The following is a 12,719-nucleotide window of genomic DNA, read 5'->3' on the forward strand; positions in this document are numbered from 1 at the left end:
TGTCGATCCGTTCAGCCATTCGGGCAGGTTGCAAAAAGAGATCGGTTATGCTATAAATTACGGAAACTACGGGAAAAAATATGTCTATTTTAAAAGTCGCCAAACTGGGAAACCCCATCCTTCGCAAGGTCGCAGCGCCCGTAACCCCGGCCGATTGTCAAGATCCGAACTTTCAAAATTTTCTTGAGGATATGGTCGAAACGATGCGGAAACTCGACGGCGTCGGACTGGCCGCGCCGCAGGTCTTCGAATCGAAACAGATTGTCGTCATCGAAGCCAATGCCAACCCTCGTTATCCGGCTGCCCCCGATCTTTCACTTTTGATCCTTCTCAACCCGACCTTTACGTATCTGTCCGAAGAAAAGGTTGAAGGATGGGAGGGCTGCTTGAGCGTGGAAAACCTTCGGGGCAAAGTGATTCGCTCGGCGCGGGTCGGCTTGAAGGCATTCAATCGCGACATGCAGCCGGTCGAAATGGAAGCCGAGGGCTTCCTCGCCATTGTCCTCCAGCATGAAATCGACCACTTAAACGGAAAGGTTTATCTCGACCGGATGAAAGATTTCTCCACATTGACCCATCTGGCTGAATTTGAGCGTTACTGGGTGAGAGATCCGGCGGAAGTCGGATCACCATAATCATTTTCTCCCCTTTGTTTTCATCTCCTGTCTCACCGATTCACCGGCAATCACGCAATCATTGATATCATCGAGTCGAATGCGCGTTAAACTGACGGTCCAAAAATTTAACCCCGATGTCGATCCGAAGCCTTACAAAAAGGACTACTTTGTCGAGGCCAGCCGGGGGATGACCCTGCTGACCGCGCTGTTGAAAATCAAGGCCGAGATCGACGGCACCCTCACCTTCCGCGCCTCCTGCCGGGCGGCGATCTGCGGCTCCTGCCTGATGCAGGTGAATGGAAGCCAGAAACTCGCCTGCAAGCTCCCCCTCAAGGAAGAGCTGGAACACCACGGGAAAATCGAGGTCGGACCGATGGCGAACATGCCGGTGATCAAAGACATGGTCGTTCAGATGGCCCCCTTCTGGGAGAAGATCAAGGCGGTCGATCCCTTTCTGATGACGAAGAACGGGGTGGAGGTTCCGACCGAAGCGCTGAAGGATCTTCACGAGAAACTGCACAATGCCGACGGCTGCATTATGTGCGGGGCGTGCGTTTCGGCCTGCACCAGCTTTGAAGTCTCCCGCGGATTTCTCGGTCCGGCCGCATTGGCCAAAGCCTACCGCTTTCAGGCCGATCCGAGAGACCAAGCACACGTTCCTCGTCTGGAGGCGCTTCAGGGACCCGACGGAATTTGGGACTGTGTCCGGTGCAACTTCTGCGTGCAGGTCTGCCCGAAAGATGTCCGGCCGATGGAGCAGATCGTGCGCCTTCGGCGATTGTCGATCGGCGCCGGATTCTCCGAATCGGTGGAGGCGAGACACATTACCGAGTTTACGAAAGTGGTGGGTGATGAGGGTCGGCTGAATGAGACACTCCTGCCGATCTTAATGACGTGGGGAAATCTCAAAAAGATGCTTCGGATCATCCCGCTCGGGATCAAGATGTTCTTGCACGGGAAGACGCCGTTCCCCTTCAAGCGCGTCCCGGGACGTGATGAAGTCCGGGCCATCTTCAAACGTTGGGAGAAAACGAAATGAAGTACGCCCTCTTCCCAGGATGCGCCTCCAAGGGAGCCACCCCCGAGCTCTACACCTCCACCATGAAAGTGGTCGGACGCCTCGGTCTCGACATCGTTGAACTGGAAGCATTTAACTGCTGCGGGGCCGGCGTGATCAGCGAGGCCGACCCGGATCTCGCCTACACCCTCAATGCCCGGACCCTCGCCACCGCCGAGAAGATGGGGATCAACAATGTCATGACGATCTGCGGGACCTGCCAGGGGATCCTGGGCGGGGCCAACAAGAATCTTCAAGAGGATGACGCCTTGCGCGATCGGATCAACCGGGCCCTCAAGGACGCCACCGGCCTGGAATACCACGGGACGGTCGAGGTGAAACATCTTCAGTGGATTTTGGTCAAAGATTTCGGCTTGGACGAGCTGAGCAAGTTTATTACCCATCCTTTGAACGTATCGATCGCGCCGTTCTACGGTTGCTATATTTTACGCCCTTCTCGCGCCACCGGCTTTGACGATTGGGAAAATCCGACCTCGCTCGAGAAATTGATCCGCGCCGTCGGTGCCTATCCGGTCGAATACGACGGCCGAACCAAGTGCTGCGGCTTCCCCGTCCTCCTGGAGAAAGATCAGATTGCGCTGAGCATGGTCGCGAAGAACGTCGGCGAGGCGAAGGAAAAAGGAAGCGACGCGATGGTCACCCCCTGCCCCCTCTGCCACATGAGTCTCGATATCTATCAGGACCGCGCCGAAGACCGGCTTCAGCAAACCCGTCCGGATGAGACGCTCGGTGTTCCGATCCTCCACCTTCCTCAACTCCTTGGCCTGGCGATGGGCTTCTCACCCAAAGAGCTCGGGATGAAGCGACATCTCGTCTCCACCGCACCTCTGATCGAAAAAATTCAATAATTCAAGGACACTCATGGCGAGAACACAAATTCCGGAGTGGGTTCCCCTTTTTCCCCTCCCGAATGTGGTCTTCTTTCCGAAGACCTATCTTCCCCTCCATATTTTCGAACCGCGTTACCGCGAGATGGTCGAAGATGCCTTGGGCGGGGATCGGATGATCGGGATGGTCCTCTTGAAAGAGGGCTGGGAAATCAATTATGATGGGAACCCGCCGATCCATGAGATCGGCTCGGTCGGGCGGATCATTCGATCCCAACGGCTCGATGACGGACGATACAACATCATTCTCTACGGCCTGAAGAAATGTCTGATTCGGGGCGAGCGTCACGACCGGAGTTACCGGCAGGGGCGAATCGAGACCGTTGAGGAGCCTCAGACCGAGTTACTCCTCGCGCCGCTCAAAGAAAAGTTGGTCGATCTGACGATGCGCTACCGCCAGAAAATGCCGGGGGCCGAGGCGTTGGAGTCGATTTTGGAAATCGGGCTTGAAGATGATGTCTTGGTGGCGACCCTCTCGGCGGGGCTTCCGCTGACGGTCTTGGAAAAACAGTTTTTGCTGGAAGCCGGAGACCTCTCACAACGGGCAAAACGCTTGGCGGAATTGATGGAGATGGGTCTTCATACCATCGGACAGACGGATGGACAAACGGAGGGATAGGTGACTTCAGAGCTGAAACCGGGAGATGATGCTCCCCTTTTTATTCTCCCCTCCTCGGACGGGAAGAAGGTCGATCTGACCTCGTACCGGGGAAAGCGCCATGTCATTCTCTACTTTTATCCGAAGGATGATACCCCCGGCTGCACCAAGGAGGCGTGTGCTTTCCGAGATTCTTTCGCCGAACTGAAGAAGGCGAAGGCCGTGATCTTGGGGGTCAGTCTCGATTCCCTCGCCTCGCATCAAAAATTCGTCGAGAAGTATACCCTCCCTTTTTTGCTCTTGAGCGATACGGATGCCGCCGTTTCGAAAGCCTACGGCGTTTACAAGCTGAAGAATATGTACGGCCGGAAATTCTGGGGAATCGAGCGATCGACCTTTCTGATCGACCCGAAGGGGAAGGTCACCCATCTCTTCCGCCGTGTGAAAGTAGACGCCCATCTGGACGAAGTCCTCTCGGCGCTGAAGGAGCTAAAAAGGGTTTGACATGCCGCAAAGACGCATGATATAGTTCGAAAATCATTTTCTTTCAACGCAACAAGGAGGTAGCCCTACCATGGCACTTTTGATCACCAGTGAATGCATCGCCTGCGCAGCCTGTCTGCCTGAGTGTCCGAACGAAGCGATCTTCGAGAACCGAAGCGACTGCGAATCAAAGGGATATAAATTGACCGGGGAAGATGGCGGCGGCCAGCTCGCCCACGCCACCAGCGACAACATCTACGTCATCACCTACGAACGCTGCACCGAATGTGTGGGCCACTTTGATGAGCCCCAGTGCGCGGCGGTTTGTCCGGTGTCCGACTGCTGCATCTCCGATCCGACCTATCCCGAAAAGGCCGATGTCCTTCTGGAAAAAGCCAAGTCACTGAATCCGGACAAGGAAATCGATCCGGCGCGTGTCTGGAGCGGGGTTCGGAACTAACGCACCGACGTTCGAGCGCAGCCTCTTAACTGAAAAAGGGAAGGCCGATTAAAACCGGCCTTCCCTTTTTTTAGGCTCCATTCCCGCCGGGACGATTTACAATCGATTCTTAAAGCAGATCACCAAATCGCGCACCGAGATGATCCCGACAATTTTCCCCTTGTCGGTCACGGCCAGGTGCCGCACCCCCTTCGTCGCCATCAGGTCGTTCGCCTCTTTGGCGGTTTTGTCGATATCGATCCCGATGACCGGCTGACTCATGATTCTTTCCACGGGAGTGGTGTCGGGATTGAGGCCGTCGGCGAGTGCCTTTCGGACAAAATCGGTCTCGCTCACAATCCCGATCCGCTCCATTCCCTCGCTGACCAGGAGGGAGCCGATTCGTTTATCCCGCATCTGTTTTGCCGCATCCCGTACCGTGGTCTTTGGGGAAATTTCCTGAAGATCCCGATGCATCAAAAGGGCCAATGGTGTCATCTTCTCCTCCCTAACGAATCGAAATGATTCTAATGGTTGGCATGAATCAATTGGGGAACAACCTCCGAGGCGCGCCCGATCAGAAGCAGATCCCGGTCTGCAATCTCCGAATCCACCCTATTGATCTCGATCGTGAACGCCCCATGCTCCTTGGCGATCGATGCGAATGAAGCGGCGGGCTGAACGATTCCGGATGTTCCGATCACCAAGAAAACCCCTCCTCCTTGGCATGCCTCCAGACTCTTTTTCAGATGGAGCGGGTTAATCGCCTCTCCAAACCAGACCACATCGGGACGGAGCAATGAACGACAAAGATCGCAATGGGGAAGCCGGGGAAGCTCGAGGGAGCGCTTTTCCGTGATCCGACCGCAGCGCATACAACGCATCCTCCAAAGGCTTCCATGCAACTCGATGATCTTCCGGCTCCCGGCCAGTGGATGAAGCCCGTCGACATTTTGAGTGATCAACGTGAAACTCGGACAGGCGTTCTCAAGTGAGACCAACGCTTCGTGCGCCGGGTTGGGACGTTTTTCCGAGATGATTTGACGCCGCCAGTGATACCACTCCCAGACAATCTCAGGATGTGATTCAAACGCCTCGGGCGTGGCGAGCTCTTCCGCCCGAAACTGCTTCCAGAGCCCCCCCTCTCCCCTGAACGTGGGAACCCCGCTGTCGGCTGAAATCCCGGCCCCGGTTAAAACGGTGATCGAATGGGCGGAGGCGATCCGGTCCCGTGCTGTTTTGATCAGGTTTTCGGTGAGGATAGATCCTCCTTAATGAATGGGTTGAGTATACCGAATCGTCTCCATGAAAACAATAAAATCAGATTTCTATTGACATCAATGAGAATTCCTAAGTATTCTAAGCCCTTTGAGTGCCAAAGAAAATATGGGGAGGAAAAATGAAACGAGGCCTGCTTCTGGTCAAGAAGGAGAGAGGACAACGGCGAAAAATGAGGGAAGCCCTTAAAGAGGGCCCGACCGCCTACCGGATCTATGAAGCGGAGACCCTCCGGCAGGGGCTTCGCATTCTCTCCAAGGAGAAGGTCGATCTGATCATCTACGATGATCCGGCCTCCGCCCATCCCCCCGAAATGGATCTCTCCCCTCTCTCCTCTTTTGTCGATCAAAGAGTTGCCCAAGAGATTCCCCTTTTGCTGATCGGATCTCCCCACGATGCGCCTCAAAAACAGAAAGCGCTCGACAACGGCGCGTGGGATTACATCACCCGCCCCTACCGGATTCAAGATCTGGTCCTACGCGCCGAAGTCCTCTTGCGGATCAAAGCGACACAGGATAAACTCAAGCAGCGTATCCGGAAATTGGAACGTCAGTCGATCATCGATCCTTTAACCGGGCTTTACAATCGTAAATATCTGAAAGAATTTCTGCAGCGGGAGATTCGGCGGGCGGAACGGCAAAAAGGACAGATCTTCTGCATGATGATGGATGTCGATCATTTTAAGCGAATCAACGACGACTTAGGCCATCTCAACGGAGATCGGGTTTTGCAGGAGATCGGGACGATTCTCCGAGACCTTCTTCGGGGATACGATTTCGCCGCGCGATACGGCGGAGACGAATTCACGATTGTACTTCCTCAACGGATGGAAGAGAAGGCGGCGATGGAGGTGGCCGAACGAATCCGCCGAACGATTGCAGATCATGTTTTCGGTTTACGAAAAGGAAAGAAGGGAGGGACCCGATTTACCGTGAGCATCGGCCTGGCGACCTTCCCTTCCCCCGGTATCGATACCGAAGAGACCCTCATTGCGGCCGCAGACGATGCCCTCTACGGCGCCAAGCGTTCCGGGAAGAACTGCGCCCTCATTCATCAACCAAATGAGCCGAATGAACTCGCCTGAAAATGACCGCACCCTTGACGCATTGATCCGACTGTTGGGAGAGGAAGGTGCCCACTTCGAGATCATCCGCCGACGATTGGTCGAGATCGGCTCCCCCGCCCTCCCCGCGCTGGAGCGGTGCGTGAGGGAGGGCGCTTCATTGATATCGGAGCGGGCCGGCCAGATTATCGAGTCGATCCGGCTTGAAGCGTTGGATGAGGAGTGGCAACGTTATGCCGAGAAAGAACCCTGCTCCCTGGAAGAGGGGGTCTTTCTCCTCGCTCGATTCGCCTACCCGGAGATGAATTCGGAAATTTATCGGACAAAGATCGATCGGATGGCCGAGGTCCTCCGGAGGAGGATTCAACCTGATTCGTCTCCCCCCGCGGTGATCCGGACCCTGAATCGGTATCTCTTCGAAGAGCTTCTCTTCTCAGGAAATCGCGAGAACTACTACCTCCCGGAAAACAGCTATATCAATACCGTCCTCGACACAAAGAAGGGGATTCCGATCAGCTTATCGGTGGTGATGCTCCTTCTTGCAGAGCGGCTGAATCTCCCTCTCCACGGAATCGGGATGCCGGGTCACTTCCTGGTTTCCTGGTCGGATGAACGAGACGAAATTTACATCGATCCCTTCCATGAAGGCCGGATGCTGACTCGCGGGGAGATTGAATCGCAACTCCCAGGAGACGAAAAAGGGCTCATCGCTCAATATCTCCGAAAGGTTTCCACGCGCCAGATCATTACAAGGATGATCCGCAACCTCATTCACATTTATACTGAAGGGGGAGAAACGGAAAAAGGTTCCTGGTTGGAGCGGTTCCACAAACGGGTTCATTCGACTTAGTGGACGGCGGGAGGGAAAGAATCTTGCGCTAAAACGGCGGAAATCTTAGGAAGGTTCTTCGTCGGGAAGATCTTCTTCCAAGGAGAGGTTCCAGTAAAGATAATCACGCCAGCTTTCCGGCGTCTTTTTAATCCCGATGGTGATCGTTAAGGAAGGGCTCCAGCTCGGCTTCTCCGGCTTCTTGATCAGCCGCATGTTCGCCTCATCGGGGGTGCGTCCGCTTTTCCGATTGTTACACCGGATACAGGCGGTCACGATGTTGGTCCAGGTTTTCTTCCCTCCCTTGGCGATCGGGACGACATGATCAAAGGTCAGCTCATCGGCCCGGAAGCGCTGGCCGCAATATTGGCAAGAATGTTTGTCCCTCGCGAAGATATTCCCCCGGGAAAACTTGACCACCCGCTGATTTTTCTTGATTTTGACGAGTTCGAGAAGGCGCAGCACGGAAGGGAGTCGGAAGGAAATAGAAACGCCTCGGATCTCCCGATCGTAAACCTCCAAAACCTCCACTTTCCCCTGGCACAAGAGAAGAATCGCCTTTTTCCAAGGGATGACCCGCAAAGGCTCGTAGGTTGCGTTTAATAGAAGGGTCATTTCCATACTGCCTCTTTAGAGATTATACCATCTTTACCCCGATGCACTCAGGGCAGCGCTCTTTAAGGAGGAAATGCGGATAACGGGCTGAGGCTTGGAAAGCGAGCGGTGGGCTGAGGTCTTCCGAACGGTACACAAGGAGGTCATCCGAGCGAAGGTGAACCATCAATTGGAGTGTTGGTGCCGAAGGGGGGATTTGAACCCCCACGGGTTGCCCCACACGCCCCTCAAACGTGCGTGTCTACCAGTTCCACCACTTCGGCAAATTTCGGCCATTATAATGACTCCGCATTATCCTGTCAAGCAATCCGCGATGAAAACATCCGTCATCAGGTAATGAAAAAGTAATGAAAAAACGATGCGTCCTTTGATCGATCATAGCGTTGACTTGGGAAATGCTTTCTGATACCCTAAGCCCCGCTTATGGAAAACGGAACGATCGAACAGCTTCAAAAGAAAGCCACGCTCCTTCGGCGAGACATCGTGGAGATGATCACTGCCGCCGCCTCCGGACACCCCGGAGGGTCCCTCTCGGCGGTCGATCTGATCACCGCCCTCTATTTTAAGCTCCTCCGCCACAAGCCGTCCGATCCGGAATGGGCAGACCGAGATCGATTCATTCTGAGCAAGGGGCACGGCGCCCCCGCCCTTTATGCAGCGTTGGCGCGGACCGGTTATTTCCCGGTCGAGGCGCTGAAAACCCTCCGGAAGCTCGGCAGTCCCCTTCAGGGCCACCCCGAAAAAGGAAAGCTCGCCGGCGTCGAAGCCTCCACCGGATCGCTGGGCCAGGGGGTCTCGATCGGGGCGGGAATGGCGCTGGCGGGACGGCTCGACCGGAAAGACTATCGCGTTTATGTCTTGATGGGGGACGGCGAAGCGAACGAGGGACAGGTCTGGGAGGCCGCCATGTTCGCCGCCCATTACAAGATCGATCATCTGACCGTGATCCTCGATTGCAATCGCCAGCAGTTGGACGGTTGGACCACCGAGATCCTCGACATCGAGCCGCTCGCGGACAAATGGCGGGCCTTCGGATGGCATGTGATCGATTTCGACGGACATGACTTCGGCCAAATCTTAAACGCTTTCGACGAGGCTCAACGCACCGTCGGAAAACCGACGCTTCTCCTTGCCCGCACCACCAAAGGGAAGGGGGTCTCCTTCATGGAGAACAATCTCGAATTCCACGGCGTGGCGCCGACCACAGATCAGCTTCAGGCCTCCCTCAAGGAGCTCGACCGATGAATGCCAATCCTTCCGAAATGAAATCAGCCGTCCAGCGCGAGAAAAAGCTCGGCCTCGCAACGCGCGACGCCTACGGTCAGGTGTTGGTGGAGCTCGGCAAGGCCGATCCCCGGATCGTGGCGGTCGATGCCGACCTTTCAAAATCAACCAAGAGCGGTCTCTTCGGGAAAGCTTTTCCCGACCGCTTCTTCAACTGCGGCATCGCCGAAGCGAACATGGTCTCCGTGGCGGCGGGACTCGCCTCCTGCGGGAAAATCCCCTTCGCTTCCAGCTTCGCTTCCTTCCTTCTTTGTAAGTCGTTCGATCAACTCCGGATGTCGGTCGCGAATCCCTCGTTGAATGTGAAAATCGTCGGCTCCCACGGCGGGATCAGCTTGGGAGAAGACGGCGCATCGCAGCAGAGCGTCGAAGATTTCGCCCTTGCCTGCGCCCTGCCGAAATTCACCGTCCTCTCGCCGGCGGATGAGATCTCCTGCAGAGCGCTCGTCCGGCTGGCGGCGGAACATGTCGGCCCGGTCTACATCCGGACCGGACGGCCGAAGGCGCCGATCATCTACACCGGGTCAGAACATTTTCAGTTGGGACGCGCGAACAAGATTGCCGCGGGAGAGGATGTGACGATTATCGCCAATGGGCTTCTGGTGTGGGAGGCGTTGGTCGCTTCCGACATCTGCCGGGAGCGTGGGATCTCCGTCGCCGTGCTCGACCTGCATACTCTCAAGCCGATCGATGAGGCCGCCGTTATCGCCGCCGCCGAGGAGACCGGCGCGATCGTCACGGCGGAGGAGCATCTTCTCTCGGGAGGGGTCGCAAGCCGAGTCGCTCAGGTGGTCGCGGAGCACCATCCGGTGCCGATGGCCTCGATCGGAATCGCCGATACCTACGCCGAGTCGGGCACCCCGACGGAGCTGATGGAGAAATACGGCTTGACCGCGAAGCAGATCGTCCAAGCGGTCGAGTCGGTCCTGAAGCGGAAGAAATAAACCGTCTCGTCTTTCCCCAAATCCTCACACAAACCGGTCCGATTAATAAACCACTTCATAGATTTGAACCGGATGGCTCTTCCCTTTGAGCATGACCGGCTCAAGCGGGATCGTTTTTATCTCCCCTTGGACCGCTTTGAACGTTTCCGGACAGATGAGGATCTTTTGCTTTCCGCTCTTCGATTGGATTCGGGCGGCGAGATTGACCTCATCCCCGATGACCGAATACTCCATCCGCTTCTCGGAGCCGATGTTTCCCGCGACCACATCTCCCGTCGCGATCCCGATGCCGATATAAATCGCCTCCGCCCCCCGCCGATCCCGCTCTTCATTCAACTCCAGCAGGGCCCGCTGCATATCGACGGCGGTCCGCACCGCCCGGAGCGGATCATCCGGGTGACGCAGCGGCGCGCCGAAAACCGCCATCATCGCATCCCCGATAAACTTGTCGAGATTCCCTTCATGGGTAATGATGATGTCGACCATCACCGTGAAATACTCATTGAGCATGCTGACGATCTCTTCCGGCGCCAGCCGTTCCGACATCGAGGTAAAGCCCCGAATATCGGCGAAGAGAATGCTGGCGCGCCGGCGCTCCCCGGTCAGGACGATATCCTTGGCCCCCAGCACCTTTTCCGCAACCTGGGAAGAAACAAACCGCTGAAAGGTCCCTTTAATTCTGTCCCGCTCCCGCAGTCCGGCGATCATGAAATTAAAGGAGTTGGCCAACGCGCCGATCTCATCTTTATTCGGGATTTCAACATCCGCCGCGAGGTTCCCCTTGCGAACTTCCTCCATCCCGCGAACCAGCACCTGGATCGGCTGTGTAATCGACGCGGCGACCGCCACCGCCACCACTACCCCCAACACGACGAAACCGAGGGTCAGGCCGAGCGCCGTCCGCCTCGAAGAAGAGACCTCCCGCTCCATTTCTTCGAGGGAAAAACCGACGACAACCTTTCCCCGCCCGTCGGGCTGAAGCCCAACCTCCACCGGAAGAAGGGATCCCCATCGGGAAGGGCCCGAACGCTCCTCCCTGATCCCCCGCGCGTTGGTCACTTCCGTGATTAACTCTTTTTCAGCAGACGCAATCTCTTCTTGTTTTAATAATTCTTTCAGAAGGGACTGATTGATCGAAGCGGCCTGCACCTTCCCAAGCTCGTCGAAGACAACGATGTAAAGCACATTCGGGTCGAGTTGGGGAACGAGCGGGACAAAACTTTTAGAGAGCGTCCAAGCGGGAACCCCGGGAAGGGGAATCAGGCTCATTGTTCCGGCCGTCTGCGCGACCCTCACCGCCCGCCTTTTCATCTCGCTTCTCAAGGTTTGCTCATGGCGCAGGCCGAAGAGAAAAGAGATCGAAAACATAATGACCAGAATGAGAAAGACAACCGGAAGGGTGAGTTTCAGCCGAAGACCGATCTGGAGAGGAAAAAGCTTCATCCGAACCTATCTGGTAAAAAGAAGGCGGTGAGAAACCGTATTTCCGGGAGCGCGCCGGACGAGGAGACCGCAGCGTCTATCCACTGTCCCTTTCCGCAAAGACGCTTAAAACAGATAACTCAGGAGGATTAAATAAGAGTAATCATAACCCAGCGTGAAATCGTTGATCAGAGCGATCCGAGCCGCGGTGGAGAAGAGGAACTTCTCTTGAAACTCCACTTTGAATCCGGGAATGACATCGACGCTCTTCTGTGTAGGGGTGTCGTTTTCGGAATCAAAAGAGCCTCCCCCCTGCCGATAGGTCAGCTCCGTAAAAAAGGTGAAGTTCTCACCGAAGGAGCGGGCCAAGGCGGTATTCACGACGAGAAGGTCAGTCGGATCGACGTCAAACCTGTCCTTGAAGGTATATTGATAACCTGCCTGAACATGGAGATCTGTCATTCCCCAAAGAGAGACGGAATAGGCAAAGTCAAGCGCCACAACGGGACTCTCAGACCCTGCCTCATAACCCGATGGAAGACCCAGAGTACCGCGGACGGAAATGTTGGGATTACGAATCAGCGTGTACTTCGCTGAGAAGGAAGGGTTCGCAAGGCCCCCGGTCTCTTTTTTGTCCGGAAAAAGATCGCTATCCAGACCGATATGGAATCGATTGGTATCTTGGGAAAAAACGGCCGCCACCGAAAATCGATCGGTTACGCCGTAACCGACCAGGAAAACCTTTGAGACCAATTCGGCTGCGAAGTTGGGGCCGAATTCGTCTTCAATTTTATCTCCCTCGAACCGTGTGATCCGGGTGTTCTGATAAGCGAAGCTGAGGTTTCCTTCCCCCTCGTTGAAGCTGGGACTCCCGGTCATCGTAAAGAGCGGGGAAGCCTCATTGGTCTCCCCGCCCGAGATCCCCCCGATCCCGCCGATCGCCCCGAGCTGCGCAAGCGCTTGCCGCGATGATCCGAACGTGAGCATGCCAACCCAGATGATCAGGACGAGATAAGCAAATAACCGGTTTCGGATCTCTCTCCGTCGCGCCATGTCTTCCTCCAAAGAAGATTGATTACAGGAATGGATCGAAAGGACTCGCTTCCCATCCCATCAAGGAATGGTCAACATGGCACTCAAGTATAGCAAAAGATTCCTGATTGGCAATTTTGGGCAATTCGA

General features: G+C 55.6%; 15 protein-coding genes and 1 tRNA gene. 10 read left to right on the forward strand and 6 right to left on the reverse strand.

The window, feature by feature from the left end:
• The first annotated feature begins 80 nt into the window (after nucleotides 1-80).
• The 6 genes from def (at nucleotide 81) to MNODULE_RS01350 (ending at nucleotide 4,123) form a co-directional block, all read left to right on the forward strand.
• Nucleotides 81-635, forward strand: coding sequence for a peptide deformylase (gene def, locus MNODULE_RS01325; RefSeq protein ID WP_168057693.1), 555 nt, complete (start codon nucleotides 81-83; stop codon nucleotides 633-635).
• Nucleotides 636-714: 79 nt separating this feature from the next.
• Nucleotides 715-1,656, forward strand: coding sequence for a succinate dehydrogenase/fumarate reductase iron-sulfur subunit (locus MNODULE_RS01330; protein WP_168057694.1), 942 nt, complete (start codon nucleotides 715-717; stop codon nucleotides 1,654-1,656).
• Nucleotides 1,653-2,543 (forward strand): CoB--CoM heterodisulfide reductase iron-sulfur subunit B family protein, encoded by an 891-nt coding sequence (locus tag MNODULE_RS01335; RefSeq protein WP_168057695.1) that lies wholly within the window; start codon nucleotides 1,653-1,655, stop codon nucleotides 2,541-2,543. The genes MNODULE_RS01330 and MNODULE_RS01335 overlap by 4 nt, the downstream gene beginning before the upstream one ends.
• Nucleotides 2,544-2,556: 13 nt before the next feature.
• A complete protein-coding gene (locus MNODULE_RS01340) occupies nucleotides 2,557-3,201 on the forward strand; it encodes an LON peptidase substrate-binding domain-containing protein (RefSeq protein WP_168057696.1) in 645 nt (214 codons plus the stop codon).
• Entirely contained in the window at nucleotides 3,202-3,684 is a 483-nt protein-coding gene (gene bcp, locus MNODULE_RS01345; RefSeq protein ID WP_320412333.1) for a thioredoxin-dependent thiol peroxidase, read from the forward strand.
• Between the two features lie 70 nt (nucleotides 3,685-3,754).
• A complete protein-coding gene (locus MNODULE_RS01350) occupies nucleotides 3,755-4,123 on the forward strand; it encodes a 4Fe-4S binding protein (RefSeq protein WP_168057697.1) in 369 nt (122 codons plus the stop codon).
• A 96-nt stretch (nucleotides 4,124-4,219) separates the two neighbouring features.
• Here MNODULE_RS01350 and MNODULE_RS01355 read toward each other — a convergent pair whose 3' ends face one another.
• Both MNODULE_RS01355 and MNODULE_RS01360 read right to left on the reverse strand, forming a co-directional pair.
• Nucleotides 4,220-4,600, reverse strand: coding sequence for a CBS domain-containing protein (locus MNODULE_RS01355; RefSeq protein ID WP_168057698.1), 381 nt, complete (start codon nucleotides 4,598-4,600; stop codon nucleotides 4,220-4,222).
• A gap of 29 nt (nucleotides 4,601-4,629) precedes the next feature.
• The gene (locus tag MNODULE_RS01360; protein ID WP_168059169.1) at nucleotides 4,630-5,364 is read right to left on the reverse strand and encodes an NAD-dependent protein deacylase; all 735 of its coding nucleotides are present in this window, start codon (nucleotides 5,362-5,364) and stop codon (nucleotides 4,630-4,632) included.
• A 137-nt stretch (nucleotides 5,365-5,501) separates the two neighbouring features.
• Between MNODULE_RS01360 and MNODULE_RS01365 the strand changes: the two genes are divergently transcribed.
• Together MNODULE_RS01365 and MNODULE_RS01370 are read left to right on the forward strand one after the other, a co-directional pair.
• Nucleotides 5,502-6,464 carry a GGDEF domain-containing response regulator gene (locus tag MNODULE_RS01365; protein WP_168057699.1) on the forward strand — a complete coding sequence of 321 codons (963 nt, stop codon included), beginning with the start codon at nucleotides 5,502-5,504 and terminating at the stop codon, nucleotides 6,462-6,464.
• Nucleotides 6,451-7,293, forward strand: coding sequence for a SirB1 family protein (locus MNODULE_RS01370; protein ID WP_168057700.1), 843 nt, complete (start codon nucleotides 6,451-6,453; stop codon nucleotides 7,291-7,293). Before MNODULE_RS01365 ends, MNODULE_RS01370 begins: the two co-directional genes overlap by 14 nt.
• A 45-nt stretch (nucleotides 7,294-7,338) precedes the next feature.
• On the opposite strand, the gene MNODULE_RS01375 is transcribed toward MNODULE_RS01370, so the two are convergent.
• Both MNODULE_RS01375 and MNODULE_RS01380 read right to left on the reverse strand, forming a co-directional pair.
• On the reverse strand, nucleotides 7,339-7,893 hold the full coding sequence (locus tag MNODULE_RS01375) for an HNH endonuclease (RefSeq protein ID WP_168057701.1): 555 nt from the start codon (nucleotides 7,891-7,893) through the stop codon (nucleotides 7,339-7,341).
• A 172-nt stretch (nucleotides 7,894-8,065) separates the two neighbouring features.
• A tRNA-Leu gene (locus MNODULE_RS01380) sits at nucleotides 8,066-8,150 on the reverse strand.
• 160 nt (nucleotides 8,151-8,310) lie between these two features.
• On the opposite strand from MNODULE_RS01380, the gene MNODULE_RS01385 reads away from it, so the two are divergent.
• On the forward strand, nucleotides 8,311-9,132 hold the full coding sequence (locus MNODULE_RS01385; protein ID WP_168057702.1) for a transketolase: 822 nt from the start codon (nucleotides 8,311-8,313) through the stop codon (nucleotides 9,130-9,132).
• Nucleotides 9,129-10,115 carry a transketolase family protein gene (locus tag MNODULE_RS01390; RefSeq protein WP_202882085.1) on the forward strand — a complete coding sequence of 329 codons (987 nt, stop codon included), beginning with the start codon at nucleotides 9,129-9,131 and terminating at the stop codon, nucleotides 10,113-10,115. The genes MNODULE_RS01385 and MNODULE_RS01390 overlap by 4 nt, the downstream gene beginning before the upstream one ends.
• Before the next feature lie 42 nt (nucleotides 10,116-10,157).
• Here MNODULE_RS01390 and MNODULE_RS01395 read toward each other — a convergent pair whose 3' ends face one another.
• Together MNODULE_RS01395 and MNODULE_RS01400 are read right to left on the reverse strand one after the other, a co-directional pair.
• Complete coding sequence (locus MNODULE_RS01395; protein ID WP_168057703.1) at nucleotides 10,158-11,558, reverse strand: adenylate/guanylate cyclase domain-containing protein; 1,401 nt, start codon at nucleotides 11,556-11,558, stop codon at nucleotides 10,158-10,160.
• Nucleotides 11,559-11,663: 105 nt separating this feature from the next.
• Nucleotides 11,664-12,590: a hypothetical protein gene (locus MNODULE_RS01400; protein WP_168057704.1), complete on the reverse strand. Its 927-nt coding sequence runs from the start codon at nucleotides 12,588-12,590 to the stop codon at nucleotides 11,664-11,666.
• Between the last annotated feature and the right edge of the window lie 129 nt (nucleotides 12,591-12,719).

The sequence above is a fragment of the Candidatus Manganitrophus noduliformans genome, assembly GCF_012184425.1.
GTDB classification, from domain to species: Bacteria; Nitrospirota; Nitrospiria; order SBBL01; family Manganitrophaceae; genus Manganitrophus; species Manganitrophus noduliformans.

Coding starts and splice junctions, on each gene's coding strand:
- MNODULE_RS01375 (WP_168057701.1), bottom strand. CDS start 7,893: ATGGAAATGACCCTTCTATTAAACGCAACCTACGAGCCTTTGCGGGTC.
- MNODULE_RS01370 (WP_168057700.1), top strand. CDS start 6,451: ATGAACTCGCCTGAAAATGACCGCACCCTTGACGCATTGATCCGACTG.
- MNODULE_RS01350 (WP_168057697.1), top strand. CDS start 3,755: ATGGCACTTTTGATCACCAGTGAATGCATCGCCTGCGCAGCCTGTCTG.
- def (WP_168057693.1), top strand. CDS start 81: ATGTCTATTTTAAAAGTCGCCAAACTGGGAAACCCCATCCTTCGCAAG.
- MNODULE_RS01390 (WP_202882085.1), top strand. CDS start 9,129: ATGAATGCCAATCCTTCCGAAATGAAATCAGCCGTCCAGCGCGAGAAA.
- MNODULE_RS01400 (WP_168057704.1), bottom strand. CDS start 12,590: ATGGCGCGACGGAGAGAGATCCGAAACCGGTTATTTGCTTATCTCGTC.
- MNODULE_RS01385 (WP_168057702.1), top strand. CDS start 8,311: ATGGAAAACGGAACGATCGAACAGCTTCAAAAGAAAGCCACGCTCCTT.
- MNODULE_RS01335 (WP_168057695.1), top strand. CDS start 1,653: ATGAAGTACGCCCTCTTCCCAGGATGCGCCTCCAAGGGAGCCACCCCC.
- MNODULE_RS01355 (WP_168057698.1), bottom strand. CDS start 4,600: ATGACACCATTGGCCCTTTTGATGCATCGGGATCTTCAGGAAATTTCC.
- MNODULE_RS01330 (WP_168057694.1), top strand. CDS start 715: ATGCGCGTTAAACTGACGGTCCAAAAATTTAACCCCGATGTCGATCCG.
- MNODULE_RS01340 (WP_168057696.1), top strand. CDS start 2,557: ATGGCGAGAACACAAATTCCGGAGTGGGTTCCCCTTTTTCCCCTCCCG.
- MNODULE_RS01395 (WP_168057703.1), bottom strand. CDS start 11,558: ATGAAGCTTTTTCCTCTCCAGATCGGTCTTCGGCTGAAACTCACCCTT.
- MNODULE_RS01365 (WP_168057699.1), top strand. CDS start 5,502: ATGAAACGAGGCCTGCTTCTGGTCAAGAAGGAGAGAGGACAACGGCGA.